This is a genomic window from Dyadobacter psychrotolerans (assembly GCF_004349265.1).
GTDB classification, from domain to species: domain Bacteria; phylum Bacteroidota; class Bacteroidia; order Cytophagales; family Spirosomataceae; genus Dyadobacter; species Dyadobacter psychrotolerans.
Genome location: NZ_SMFL01000004.1, coordinates 354216 through 366136 on the forward strand (window position 1 = coordinate 354216; position 11921 = coordinate 366136).

Below are 11921 nucleotides of genomic sequence, written 5' to 3' on the forward strand. Positions count from 1 at the left end.
TCAGAATAAATCATTAAATTTGCATCATTGTTGCAAATGGTAAATATGGAAGCGGAACAAAAAATTAATGTATATCTGATCACCGGTTTTTTAGGAGCAGGAAAAACGACCGTATTGAACCACTTGCTTAAAAGTTTGGAAGGCGAGCGGAATGTGGTGATCGAAAATGAGTTTGGCAAAGTTTCGGTAGACGGAAGTCTGATCAGTAAGTCGTACAGTGATCTTTATGAGCTGAATAACGGATGTATATGTTGTTCGTTGGATGAGGAACTTTACGATGTGTTGTCTCTGCTTGCCCGAAGTAATGAAAGGGCGCATAATCTTTTTATTGAGACAACCGGTGTGGCCGATGCGGGCAACGTCGCCGCTATTTTCAAGCGGGAAGATGTTTCCAAAGTCTTTAATCTCAGGCGAGTAATTTGTATCGCAGATGCCGAGACGGTGGAAGATTATCTGGGCGAGACCAATGAGACGATCCGCCAGGTCATCGCTTCGGATCTGATCGTGATTAATAAAATAGACTTAGTTACTCCGGAATATGCATTGAAGCTGAAAGACTTAATGTCTTCTGCCAATCCTTTTGCGGAAGTGATCTTCTCAAAGGACGGAACGATTCCTGAACAACTTTTATACGAAACGAGAAAAGAAAACCAATTACTGCTTAATGAAAATTTGGGTGCATTTTTAGGGGCCAACAAGCATAAGATCGTTACCGTTACCTACAGAACAGAAAATGAGTTTTATAAAGACTATCTGCTGCATACGCTTAATGTGACACTGATGATCCATTATAGTCAGATTTATCGTATCAAAGGCTTTATAAAGCTCGAAAAAAGTAATGAAAAAATACTTTTGCAATCTACAGGAAAACGATTGACATTGGAAAGTCATGGTAACTGGGAAACTGATGATCCGGTTTCTGAGCTGGTTTTTATCGGGATTGGTTTACAAACTCCTGCTATCCAGCGTATTCTGAGGCCAGCCATCAAAATTGTCAATGCCAAAACGAAAGCAGCGCGAAAGGCGGTCACCGGAAATTAGTCAATTGTATTCATGAGGTTAACCTGGACGTTTTATCCCAAATATGAGAAAGCAATCACCCTTTCTGTTTTGTATCTTCCACGGATCGACAAAACAGGAGAATGGGGCTTTTTGCATGTGGAGTCAAACCAGGCCTGGGTGAGCTGGGATTGTTTTAAATGCTTTGAAAGGGGTGATGTCAAAATGAAGAAGGATGCGTTTGCACGATTGAAAAAAGTATCATCCGCTGAAAACTTTAACGGGCAACTAACCTGAATATGCAATCGATAAGTAAAGTATTATTTGCTACAAGCATAAAAAGACCACTCTGCTAAGAATGGCCTTTTAGGACTAGTCAAGATATTTATTTCTTTCCTGCGAACGAGCGAAGCATCCAGGTGTTTTTTTCTTTAAACTGCATAAATCGGTTGACCATATCATTGGTTCCGTCGTCACTTGCGCTGTCTGAAACTTCCAGTATTTCGCGTTCCAGTTCAATCAATTTCGCCATGTCGTCCAGTATTGCATCAACCATAGCCAGATCCTGCATGCCAATTGTATTGATTTCCTGAATTTTTGATTCGCTGATGTAATCCGCGAAACGGCTGTGCGGTGGTTTGCCAAGTGTCAGAACGCGTTCCGCAATTTCATCTATGGTCAACTGGGCATTGGTATAGAGCTCTTCAAATTTGACATGCAGAGTGAAGAAGTTTTGCCCTTTTATGTTCCAGTGGCAACCCCTGAGTTTTTGGTAGTGAATATGATAGTTGGCTAGGTAATCATTAAGAAGGTCAACAACCGGTTTTACTTCTTTTTCAGTTAAGCTAATTGCTTCAGCGTTCATATTGGTAACGATTTAATAGGTATATTTTCTTTCCAGAAATCATAAACAATCGTACCAGTAAACGCAGGTTTTAGCCGATATACGTAAACTTATAATGATTCTCAATTAAACGCTTTTTCCTGAAATCCCGGCTAAAAAATTTCGTGTAGTTTTCTCGAAAGAATCTGTATTTTAGATTTTATTATCAAAAGGTATCAGACTTTAATGACGAAAGCTAGCAAAGAAATTACGCATCGCTCCGACTGCCCGGTAAGCTTCACTCTGGATTTTCTGGGTGATAAATGGTCACTGCTGATCCTTCGGGATATGATCTTCTACGGAAAGTCGTCTTACGGAGAGTTTCTTGCATCCGATGAAAAGATCGCTACAAATATTTTGGCCGACAGGCTAGCTTCCCTATCCGCCAATGGTTTTATTACGAAAGGTGAGTCCGCTCAAACAAAATCAAAGTTTGTTTACGCACTTACCGAGAAAGGAATCAGTTTGCTTCCGGTTTTAGTTGAGATGAATATTTGGGGAACGGGCAATAACCCGGAAGCGACGAGTACCGATTTGGCCAAAGTTTTGAAAAAGGATAAGGAAAAAGCCATTAAAGAACTTACCAAAATGCTCAGGAAACGTATCGCATAACTGCATTTTCCTAATCCTTTGTATTAAATGATCACATCTAATCTTCTTTATAAGATCTCAATGTAGGTTTGATAATCATCCTTAACGACTGGTCTTTTGTAAAATAGGCGATCATCCAGTTGTAAAGTGTCCTGGCGCGGTTTCGGTATGTAATCAGGGAAATCAGGTGAATGAACAGCCATGCAAACCAGGCGATGACTCCGTTGAAGTGAACTTTCGGTTTTGGCAGATCTGCCACGGCTTCCATCCTTCCAATTATTGCCATCGAGCCTTTGTCTTTGTATTTAAATGGCTGCAAAGGTTTATTTGCCACCATTAATTTAAAGTTTCTTGCAAGATGTCTTCCCTGCTGAATAGCTACCTGTGCAACCTGCGGATGCCCAAATTCCCAATCTGTGTCGGTTAATTGCAGCGCAGTATCGCCGATCGCATAGACGTTAGCTGTGCTATGCACCTTATTAAATTCATCGGTCACCATTCTTCCGCCACGGCCATAGCTTTCTGCGGGCAGGCCTTCAAAGACTTTAGCTGTTACCCCGGCTGCCCAGATCAGGGTTTTAGCAGGGATCGTCTGACCACTGGCCAGATAAACTGTATCGTTTACAAAGTCTTTAACACGACTTTTAAGCATAATATTCACACCCAGTTTTTTGAGCTCCTTATAGGTTTCCTGCTGGGATTTGGCACTCATCGGGGAAAGCAAAGCGTCGCCTCCGTCAATAAGGTAAATTTCACTTCCTTTGCCAACCAGCTCCGGGTACTCCTTGCGCATAATACCGTTTCGCATTTCTGCAAACATGCCAGACAGCTCCACGCCGGTGGGCCCGCCGCCTGCAATGACGATCGTTAAACGTTTTTTGATGTCTTCCGGGTCTGTTGAGATTGTTGCCTGTTCCATCTGCTGAAGAAGCTTATTTCGCATTTCAATCGCATCGTCGAGGGTTTTCATGGCTATGGCATTTTGCTTTACGTTTTCCATGCCAAAGAAATTCGTTTTTGCGCCCGTTGCAAACACGAGGTAATCATATTCAACTTCTCCGTTGTGCAGGATTATCTTATTGGCTTCGGGGATAACCTTTTGCAAATAGCCCAGACGGAAATGCACATTTTCTTTGCTGGAAAACAACTTACGAAAGGGATAGCTGATGCTCGATGGTTCCAAAAATCCGGTTGCCACCTGGTATATGAGCGGTGGAAAGAAATTGTAATTATTTTTGTCGACGAGTGTGATCTCGAAATCTTTATTATCTCCAAGGGCCAGCGCAAGATTTACTCCTGCAAAACCGCCACCAATTATAACTATATGCATCCGCTTTAATTTGTTGTGATAATCCTGTCGTTCGTGACGAAAATCATTCGAAAGGAATAAGTCCGAAAATACTTTAAATTGATGGAAACGATTCCATTACCATCATAATTTTCCTAAAAGAATTTAGAAGACTAAAATTATTCCAACCTCTCAGATAACCTTTATGCAACCTTTTCACATTTTCGGCCGTCTTGGAGTTGTTGTATTAACTTTAAATACAATAGCCATGATAAACCATTTTAAATGAAACGAATCAATTTTTGCCACTGTTTTTTACTTCTTATAATTTTACTGGCCGGTTCAGAACTTCGCGCTCAGTCAGACTCACTTACACAGAAGATCGATGCTATTTTTCAGACTTTTAACACGAAGACCAGTCCTGGCTGTGCAGTTTCTGTCGTGCAAAACGATTCTGTTATCTATAGCAACGGTTTTGGCATGGCCAATCTGGAATATGACATTCCGATTACACCAGTTAGTGTATTTGATATTGCTTCGGTCTCCAAGCAGTTTGCAGGATTTGCTATATCAACGTTGATTCAGGAAGGTAAAATTTCTCCCGACGATGATATTCGCAAATATCTGCCCGAGAGTCCCTCTTTTGGCAAGACAATTACTATAAGGCACTTGGTTCATCACACAAGTGGCCTACGCGACTGGCCGGAAGCCTTGGCCATTGCCGGATGGCGCTGGGACGAGGTATTTTCTTTTGATGATATTATGCGGATGGTAAAAAACCAGAAAGAACTTGATTTTGAACCGGGTAGTAAATATTCTTACTCTAATACCGGTTATAATTTACTTGCTGCTATCGTTGAAAAGGTTAGTGGGCAATCTTTCAGGGTTTGGACTGACGAAAGGATATTTAAACCACTTGGAATGAATTCGTCTCAATTTCAGGATGATTATACAAGAATCATTAAAAATCTTGCCTATTCCTATGAACCTACAGATCATGGCTTTGTTAAAACTCCCGGTGCACTTACCGCCTATGGTTCCAGTTCCTTATTTACAACAGTGGATGACTTGGGTAAATGGGTTATTAATTTTGATAAACAAGTAGATTTAAAAAATCCGGTTTACCTCAACATGCTGACAACTGGTAAGCTGAATAATGGCAATAACGTTCCTTATGGATACGGTCTTGGAACGGATGTAGATCGCGGAATTAAAACGGTTTCCCACACGGGCAGTTGGGCGGGCTACAGGACAATTATTGAAAACTATCCTGATGAATCTTTGTCGATCATTATTTTAAGCAATGCCGCAGATTTTAATCCGAATCTGTACGTTTCGAAAGTTGCGGACTTATTTTTAAGTAAAAAATGGCAAACAGCGCCAGCCGTTACCAATAAAATAAAAGAGTTACCATCAATTGTACTGGATTCTGTTTTAGCCAAACAGTATGCGGGAACATACCTTCTCAGGCCCGGAAAGCTTGTTGATATAACCTACGAAGATGGAAAATTAATGACGCAGGCAACCGGCGAGCCAAAATTCCCAACTGAGGCTAAATCGGACTCAACGATCTGGATTGAGGCTTACGGCGCGCCGATGACTTTTGTTAAAGGTCAAACCGGTAAAGCGGTGATGTTCAAATACAGAGGTATTAATGCAAAAAGAGTTAAGCCATGGGTTCCAGATCCCAAGCTTTTCGGCCAATATACCGGAACATTTTACAGCGAAGAACTGGCAGTAGAATACAAAATTTATGTTAAAGATAACAAGCTCGAAATGAGCAACCGAAGAACAGGTGAAGGTTTTATTCTGCCTGATTCATCTGCACCGGACCTCTTTAATGGAGGTGCAGGAAGTATTCAGTTCATCAGAAATAGTCAGAAGAAAATTTCGGGCTTTAAACTTTCGGGAAGCCGTATTAAGAATATCACTTTCACCAGGCGCTAGGCATTTTTGCCGAGGCGAACCGGAATAATTATTGTAACCAGATGTGTTAGGCAAAACGGTTTGGTTATAATAATTATTCTAATTCAGAAAATGCCATCATCGGTTGTTTCAAAATTTCATTATAATGCTGATACAGAGATTTTAAGAGTAATCTATGTTTCCGGAATGGTTTATGATTATCTGAATGTGCCTGAGGAAAAGTACCTGGCGATGAAAGCCGCATTTTCCAAAGGAACCTTTTTAAATCAGCAAATCAAAGGCAACTATGAATTCCGGAAAGTTGAATTGCTCTAATACTTTTTCAAAGTTTTGAAAATCTCAGCATGCGGTTGTTCGCCCTCGTAGGTTTTTACAAGATTTCCCTGTTTATCATATATGGCGATATATGGGAAAGATCTGATGCCGTAATATTTCTGAACAGTGTAAGATAGACCTTCCGTTCCAATTTTTATGTTAGGATACTGTGCGATCTTATATTTTTTAGCAAATGGCTGCAGCATATCCATCGCCTGAAAAGTGACCATGATTACCTGCTTGTTGGTGATTGCGCTATAATTCTTGATCATATCCTGCGTAAAAGCCTGGCAATGATCACAGTCTGGGGAAAAATAAATAAGGACAACGGGACCCGGCGAAAGTTGCGCAGAGGTATACTGCTGACCATTGGTGAGTTTGATATTAAACGGTGCTATCTTTTTGAGATTTGCTGTAGTCTGAGAAAAAGCAGGTACTGCCAAGAATAAAACGAAAAACAGATTAATGATTCTTTTGTTCATTGTGGAGCTGATTGTTGGTACAAAATAGAGAAACGAACCTGGTAAGATAATTATGCGCCTCAGGCAGGCGAACAGCCATTTTCACTAAAAAATTTTATCATACCTGTTTCAATATTTTTGCACTTCACCTTGCCGGTAACCTTGGTCGTTGCTCCCTTTTTTATGGTTTCATGTTCAAGGATAATCCAGGTGCCGGGATTGTTCTTTACCAGAACTTTTACTCCGTCGTTATATTTTTGTACAGCCATGCTAATATTTGTTTCCGGGCAAATATAATTAAAATGTCCGGCGCAAACTGACTTTATACGATCACAGCGTGAATCCCAACCGTAATTCTTTTTATATATTTCCCTTTCTCATCTCCGAGACGGCATAATCAACGGCTCTTGCCGTAAGGGCCATGTAGGTTAAAGATGGATTTTGCGTTGCTGTGGAAGTCATTGAAGCGCCGTCAGTTACAAAAACATTTGAGACGTGGTGCATTTGATTCCATTTGTTAAGCAAAGAGGTTTTCTGATCTTTTCCCATACGTACCCCGCCCATTTCATGGTTTTCACTTCCCGGATTTCTTTTTGTATCTGATGTGCGTATGTTGGTGAAACCGGCTTTGGAAAGCATTTCAGACAATTCGGTATAAAAGTCCTGGACCATTTTCATGTCGTTGTCGTCAAAGTCCACAGACATTCTCAGCAAAGGAATTCCCCAGTTGTCTTTTAATGTTGGATCCAGACTTACCATATTTGTTTCCTTTGTCAGGGTTTCGCCCATCATCTGCGCACCCAGGCTCCATCCTCCTGTATCGGGTTTGAAAAGGTTTTCCTTTAAAGATTCCCCGATTCCCTTATTGGTATTTCCCATTTTAGAAGCGGAAAACGAAGTCGCATAACCGCGTAGAAAATCAGTTTCCTGTTTGAACACATTGCGGAACCGGGGAATATAAGCTCCGTTTGGCCGCCTTCCATCTGTGGTAAACTCATGAAAGCCATCATAGTCGGCGCTGACCCGGCCACGATAATTGTGAAAGCCAATAAACTTGCCAAGCAGACCGCTGTCGTTGCCAAGCCCGTTTGGAAACCTGGATGACTTTGAATTTAACAGGATCAGGTTCGAATTGATCGCTGAGGCGTTGACAAATATGATTTTTGCAAAGTATTCGGTCATTTCTTTCGTGTGGGTGTCTACCACTCGCACGCCTGCCGCCCGTTTTTTCTTTTCATCGTAGATAATCGAATGCACGACTGAGTTAGGACGGAGTGTTAGTTTTCCTGATTTCTCGGCCCACGGCAATGTCGATGCATTGGTGCTGAAATAACCTCCGAACGGGCATCCTCGCTGGCACATCACACGATGCTGACATTTGGCTCTGCCTTGCTGCGTATGTATCGGTTGCGGGTCGGTGATATGTGCAGCCCTTCCAATAATAACCGGCCGGCTGTTTTTATAGTTTTTTGCTGTTTGTTCACTAAAATGCTTTTCCACACAACTCATCTCATGCGGACTCAGAAACTCTCCGTCGGGAAGCTGAGCCAGCCCGTCTTTATTGCCCGAAATACCTGCGAACTTCTCAACGTAGCTATACCAGGGAGCAATGTCCGCGTAACGTATCGGCCAGTCAACAGCAAATCCGTCGCGCGCAGGTCCCTCAAAGTCAAAGTCCGACCAGCGCTGCGTCTGGCGTGCCCACAAGAGCGATCTGCCACCAACCTGATATCCGCGCATCCAGTCAAAGGGCTTATCCTGAACATAGGGGTGTTCGGCGTCTTTTACAACGAAATGCATGGCATCTTCTCTGAAAATATAATGTTTGCTGGCAATAGGATTTTGCTCCCGCATTGCCAGTGACGGCTGCCCGCGGTGCTCAAATTCCCATGGCTGCATGTTGGTGGTAGGATAATCTACAATATGCTTGACGTCTTTTCCACGGTCCAGAATCAGGGTTCGCAAACCTTTATCGGTAAGTTCTTTGGCAGCCCAGCCGCCACTGATTCCGGTGCCAATTACTATGGCATCAAATGTTTGCTCTTTGGTGGAATCGATATTAAAATACGACATATCAGAATTTGGTGAATGGCTTTCTTTTAAAAGGCAGGAAAGTAGCCAGCTACTGATAAAACAGCACTAAAAGATTTAATGTCAGGACGAGATTTCGATTGGACCTCCCCCTTAGTTTTGTGTAAAATTTTTTATTTATTACTTTGGGTTATCACATCGGCAACCGGCATTTAGAATGGATTTTAAATTAATATCCCGGCACAAACATATTATTCTCTACGGGATTTGCCTGGCAGTGCTTTTGTTTTTGCTCAAATGGCTTGAACTCAGATTCATTATTCTCAGCCATGCTTTTGAAATATACGCGGGAGCAATTGCCTTTGTATTTACCGGAATGGGAATATGGTTAGCCTTGAAGTTAACAACGCCAAAAGTGAAAACGATTGTTGTTGAAAAAGAAGTTTATCTCGCACAAACTGAAGTCTTTCAACAAAATGATAGTGAAATAGCCAGGCTTGGACTGAGCGGGCGTGAACTTGAAGTGCTACAATTAATAGCCGAAGGGTTAAGCAACCAGCAAATCGCAGAGCGGCTTTTCCTTTCACTAAATACAATCAAAACACACTCTTCCAGACTTTTTGAGAAAATGGAAGTGAAAAGCCGCACGCAGGCCATCGAGCAGGGTAAAAGGCTGCATATCATTGCTTAAAAACTAATACTTTCGGGTGAAACAGATTCAATTTGGTAAAAATCACCCAAAAGTATGAAGCCGGTAAACCTTGGTTTTGACAACTTTACAGCATCTAATAAACGCTAAAATATTTATTCAAATGAAAAGAAATGTAGTTGTATTTGGGTTGATTTCCGGAGTTGTGCTTGCCGTGTTTTCGATGATAGTAACCTGGCAATGTTATAAAAATGAGGATTTTGAAAGTAACATGCTGCTCGGCTATACATTTATGCTTGCAGCATTTTCTTCGATTTTTGTTGGAATCAAAAGTTATCGGGACAAGCACAATATGGGTGTAATCAGTTTTGGGAAGGCCTTTAAAATTGGTTTGCTTATTACACTTATAGCATCCACCTTTTATGTTGTTGCCTGGCTGTTTGAATATTATTTAATCATTCCGGATTTCATGGACAGATACACAGCCCACACCATGAAGGAATTTGTCGCCGGCGGCGCGACTCCGCAGGAAATTTCGCTGAAAGAAAGCGAAATGCAAGGTTATGTTGAAATGTATAAAAATCCTGCGTACGTAGTGCTGTTCACCTATGCAGAGGTTTTACCGATCGGACTGGTAATTTCTCTTATCAGTGCGCTGATTTTGAAAAGAAAGTCTGCTGACCGTGCAGGTTTGTAGTACGATTTTAGCACGATTTCAAAAAGGCGGGCAAAATTCTTAAATTGTCCGTTCATACTTATCTGTCCTTTCCTTGAATAAACTGATTTACTTCCTTCGCTTGCCTGCTCAAGAGTTGAGTAGCAGCCTGCTTCGCGCCGGGCTGAGCTCAATGCTGCTTTTTTTCCTTATTGGGAATTCGGCTACTGCGCAGCGCTCCAAAATAAATGAAGATTCACTCTACATTCGGGAGCATTACACAAAAATTGAACGGCAAATCCCCATGCGCGACGGGATAAAATTGTTTACGTCCATTTACATTCCTAAGGATATTTCTTCGAAAAAGTACCCGGTGATTCTTAACCGTACCCCGTATAGTGTAGCACCGTACGGAGAAAATCTTTATAAAACTGTCATCGGCCCAAGCATGCATTTTGCCCGTGACGGTTACATTGTAGTCTATCAGGATGTGCGTGGAAAGTATATGTCAGAGGGCGAATTTGAAGCATACAGGCCTTTTATTCCTGTAAAAAAGACAAAAGCGGACATTGATGAAAGCTCAGATACTTACGATACGATTGAATGGATTATCAAAAATGTTGACGGTAACAGTGGCAGAGTGGGCAGCTGGGGCATTTCAGCTCCCGGGTATTATGCTACCATGTCGGCAGTGGATGCGCATCCAGCCCTGAAAGCAGCATCACCCCAGGCGCCTGTCAGCGACTGGTTTATGGGCGATGACCGTCATCATAACGGCGCTTTTTTTCTGATGGGAACATTTTCTTTTATTTCCTCCTACGGTGCACCAAGACCGGTTCCAACGACCAAAGGTACGCCGGGGTTTTCAGCTTATGGTACACCGGACTCCTATGAGTTTTATAAAAATCTCGGCCCTTTAAAGAATGTGAATGAAAAGATTTTCAAGGGCGAAAACCGGATTTGGAACCAGCTGATGGAACATGAAGTTTACGATGATTTCTGGAAAGCGCGTACGCCGGTTCCGCATCTGAAAAATATTAAACCGGCGGTAATGGTAGTAGGTGGCTGGTTTGATCAGGAAGATTTATATGGTCCGCTGAAAGCCTATCAGGGGATTGAGACAAGCAACCCCAAGTCGCCAAACCTGCTTGTAATGGGGCCATGGATTCATGGAGGCTGGGCCCGCGGAACAGGTGAGTCATTAGGTAATATTCGTTTTGGAGCGCAGACAAGCGTTTTTTATCAAAAAGACATTGAGCTGGCTTTTTTTAATCAATACCTTAAAGATCAGAAAGATGCCGCGCTTCCCAAAGCCTATATTTTCGAGACTGGTGCCAACGAGTGGCGCAAATACGATCAATGGCCTCCTGAAAATACCGTAGAGAAAAAGCTCTATCTGCATCCGGACGGTACGTTGTCATTTTCTCCAACGATGACGATTATGCAGGTTGGCGTCAAACCTTCCTTTCATGAATACACCAGCGATCCTGCAAAACCTGTCCCGTACACCTCGGAGATCCGCATCATTCGAGGCAGCGATTTTATGTACGAAGACCAGCGTTTTGCGTCAACCCGTCCGGATGTACTGGTATATGAATCGGAAGTTTTGACAGAAGATGTAACGATTTCCGGCAATGTCTTTGCGGATCTTTTTGTGTCAACAACGGGTACAGATGCAGATTTTGTAGTTAAACTGATCGATGTGTACCCGGGAGATGCGCCCAATGACAGCCCGGTAAATCCAAACATGAAAATGGGTGGATTTCAGCTGCTGGTCAGGGGAGAGGTTATGAGGGCAAAGTTCAGAAAGAGCTTTTCAAAGCCGGTTGCAATGGTGCCAAACAAGATCGAGAATGTTAAGTTCGATATGCAGGATGCAGCTCACCGGTTCAAAAAGGGACATAAAATAATGGTGCAGGTGCAAAGTTCCTGGTTTCCGCTCGTAGACCGTAATCCTCAGAAGTTTGTCAATATCTACAAGGCATCCGAGCAGGATTTTCAGGTTGCAAAACACAGGATATATACCTCCGGCACCAGTTCATCTTATGTTGGTGTCAGGGTTGTGGAATAACTCTGGGAACATCAAAAAAGGGAGATGATCCGATTTTGGACCTATCTCCCTT

The 11921-nt window shown here is 42.3% G+C and carries 13 protein-coding genes; 8 read left to right on the forward strand and 5 right to left on the reverse strand.

Annotation, left to right across the window (positions count from 1 at the left end; translation table 11 throughout):
* Positions 1-45: 45 nt before the first annotated feature.
* Both E0F88_RS13135 and E0F88_RS13140 read left to right on the forward strand, forming a co-directional pair.
* Entirely contained in the window at positions 46-1041 is a 996-nt protein-coding gene (locus tag E0F88_RS13135) for a CobW family GTP-binding protein (protein WP_165940056.1), read from the forward strand.
* A 12-nt stretch (positions 1042-1053) separates the two neighbouring features.
* A complete protein-coding gene (locus E0F88_RS13140) occupies positions 1054-1296 on the forward strand; it encodes a hypothetical protein (RefSeq protein ID WP_131958715.1) in 243 nt (80 codons plus the stop codon).
* Between the two features lie 88 nt (positions 1297-1384).
* Here E0F88_RS13140 and E0F88_RS13145 read toward each other — a convergent pair whose 3' ends face one another.
* The gene (locus E0F88_RS13145) at positions 1385-1864 is read right to left on the reverse strand and encodes a Dps family protein (protein WP_131958716.1); all 480 of its coding nucleotides are present in this window, start codon (positions 1862-1864) and stop codon (positions 1385-1387) included.
* A gap of 204 nt (positions 1865-2068) precedes the next feature.
* Between E0F88_RS13145 and E0F88_RS13150 the strand changes: the two genes are divergently transcribed.
* Positions 2069-2494, forward strand: coding sequence for a winged helix-turn-helix transcriptional regulator (locus tag E0F88_RS13150; RefSeq protein WP_131958717.1), 426 nt, complete (start codon positions 2069-2071; stop codon positions 2492-2494).
* A 37-nt stretch (positions 2495-2531) separates the two neighbouring features.
* Here the strand turns inward: E0F88_RS13150 and E0F88_RS13155 are convergent, their stop codons facing one another.
* Positions 2532-3803, reverse strand: coding sequence for an NAD(P)/FAD-dependent oxidoreductase (locus E0F88_RS13155; RefSeq protein WP_131958718.1), 1272 nt, complete (start codon positions 3801-3803; stop codon positions 2532-2534).
* Positions 3804-4046: 243 nt separating this feature from the next.
* Here E0F88_RS13155 and E0F88_RS13160 point away from each other — a divergent pair, with 243 nt between their 5' ends.
* Both E0F88_RS13160 and E0F88_RS13165 read left to right on the forward strand, forming a co-directional pair.
* The gene (locus E0F88_RS13160; protein ID WP_131958719.1) at positions 4047-5708 is read left to right on the forward strand and encodes a serine hydrolase domain-containing protein; all 1662 of its coding nucleotides are present in this window, start codon (positions 4047-4049) and stop codon (positions 5706-5708) included.
* A gap of 90 nt (positions 5709-5798) precedes the next feature.
* Positions 5799-6002 carry a KTSC domain-containing protein gene (locus E0F88_RS13165; protein ID WP_131958720.1) on the forward strand — a complete coding sequence of 68 codons (204 nt, stop codon included), beginning with the start codon at positions 5799-5801 and terminating at the stop codon, positions 6000-6002.
* On the opposite strand, the gene E0F88_RS13170 is transcribed toward E0F88_RS13165, so the two are convergent.
* The 3 genes from E0F88_RS13170 to E0F88_RS13180 form a co-directional block, all read right to left on the reverse strand.
* On the reverse strand, positions 5999-6484 hold the full coding sequence (locus E0F88_RS13170) for a TlpA family protein disulfide reductase (protein ID WP_131958721.1): 486 nt from the start codon (positions 6482-6484) through the stop codon (positions 5999-6001). The genes E0F88_RS13165 and E0F88_RS13170 overlap by 4 nt on opposite strands.
* 59 nt (positions 6485-6543) lie before the next feature.
* Positions 6544-6732 carry a hypothetical protein gene (locus tag E0F88_RS13175; protein ID WP_131958722.1) on the reverse strand — a complete coding sequence of 63 codons (189 nt, stop codon included), beginning with the start codon at positions 6730-6732 and terminating at the stop codon, positions 6544-6546.
* A gap of 91 nt (positions 6733-6823) precedes the next feature.
* A complete protein-coding gene (locus E0F88_RS13180) occupies positions 6824-8536 on the reverse strand; it encodes a GMC oxidoreductase (RefSeq protein ID WP_131958723.1) in 1713 nt (570 codons plus the stop codon).
* A gap of 175 nt (positions 8537-8711) precedes the next feature.
* Between E0F88_RS13180 and E0F88_RS13185 the strand changes: the two genes are divergently transcribed.
* The 3 genes from E0F88_RS13185 to E0F88_RS13195 all read left to right on the forward strand — a co-directional run bounded on the left by E0F88_RS13185 (position 8712) and on the right by E0F88_RS13195 (position 11869).
* A complete protein-coding gene (locus E0F88_RS13185; RefSeq protein WP_131958724.1) occupies positions 8712-9185 on the forward strand; it encodes a response regulator transcription factor in 474 nt (157 codons plus the stop codon).
* Positions 9186-9306: 121 nt separating this feature from the next.
* A complete protein-coding gene (locus E0F88_RS13190) occupies positions 9307-9840 on the forward strand; it encodes a DUF4199 domain-containing protein (protein ID WP_131958725.1) in 534 nt (177 codons plus the stop codon).
* A gap of 73 nt (positions 9841-9913) precedes the next feature.
* On the forward strand, positions 9914-11869 hold the full coding sequence (locus tag E0F88_RS13195; RefSeq protein ID WP_229213761.1) for a CocE/NonD family hydrolase: 1956 nt from the start codon (positions 9914-9916) through the stop codon (positions 11867-11869).
* Positions 11870-11921 lie beyond the last annotated feature (52 nt).